Consider the following 1,034-nt stretch of genomic DNA (forward strand, 5'->3'; position numbering starts at 1 on the left):
CTCAGCGCGTGGATTTTCGTGGTCCGCCCACCGCGCGAGCGGCCGATCGCCTGTTCATGCTCCCCCCTTTTCCGCCGCTCGCCGAGCGATGCGCCTTGATCGAGGTGGAGTCGATGGACAAAGTCACGCCGTCCTTGCCGCAGCGGGCGAGCGCTTCAAAGATCGCCTGCCAATGTCCGCGCTTGGCCCAGCGATTGAAGCGATTGTAGATCGTCGTGTAAGGACCATAATCGGGCGGGCAATCGCGCCAGCGTGCGCCGCACTGAAGCATGTGAAATGATACCGCTGATAATGCGTCGATCGTCTTGGCGCGCCGGGCCGGTCTGGTTCGTTGGCAGATGCGGCCCTATCCGAGCCCACTGCTTGTCGTTGAGCCAGAACAGTCCTTTGCGCATCGAAGTCCCCGGGCCCGAATCAACTCGGCGCCATGGAATCAGAGATCGCTAATTAGGTACAGACCCTAGCATTACAGTTTGTCTTTTTGATTTGACATGAGCGCGTTGAGCGGCAGCCTGATGAGCTCTGCGCCAGAAAGACCATGCGATGATGCGTGCGGGTTGAATACGCTTTCGAGCAAGTCTGATGGCAATGCGGCGGATTTCCTGGATTGACCAACGGATCAGCGGCGGCGTGGTTATGCTTTGGCTTTTGCCGGGTGGCGAGGTTTCGTTTTTTTGGGCGGTGGCGGATTAGCGCGATGTCGGATCGCGGCCATCATGGCGAAGGCGAGCATCACCAAGGACACATGACGGTGCCAGCCATGCCAGGATCTGCTCTCGTTGTGATCCAGCCCGAACTCGTTTTTCGCGGTTTCAAAGCTGTCCTCGATCGCCCATCGATGGCCTTCGACCGCGACGAACGTTTCAATTGATGTTCCCGCTGGGCACCAGGTGGTGAAGAAAGGCGAGGTCATCATCGGCGATGCGACGACGGATCAGTAGACCGCGCGTCCATAAACCATCATTTGCGCTGTTGAACTGCTCGGCCTCGAGGTCGGCCAATTCGAGATAACACCAGTCATGCAGCCGCGGTCC

At 58.7% G+C, this 1,034-nt stretch carries 2 pseudogenes; both read right to left on the reverse strand.

Going from position 1 to position 1,034, the window contains the following annotated elements:
• A pseudogene (locus tag IVB48_RS11985) lies at positions 1 to 395 on the reverse strand (IS5 family transposase); the annotation flags it as partial.
• Positions 396 to 634: 239 nt separating this feature from the next.
• Positions 635 to 1,034, reverse strand: a pseudogene (locus IVB48_RS11990) (transposase); the annotation flags it as partial.

Source organism: Bradyrhizobium sp. 76 (assembly GCF_023073025.1).
In the GTDB taxonomy this organism is placed as follows: domain Bacteria; phylum Pseudomonadota; class Alphaproteobacteria; order Rhizobiales; family Xanthobacteraceae; genus Bradyrhizobium.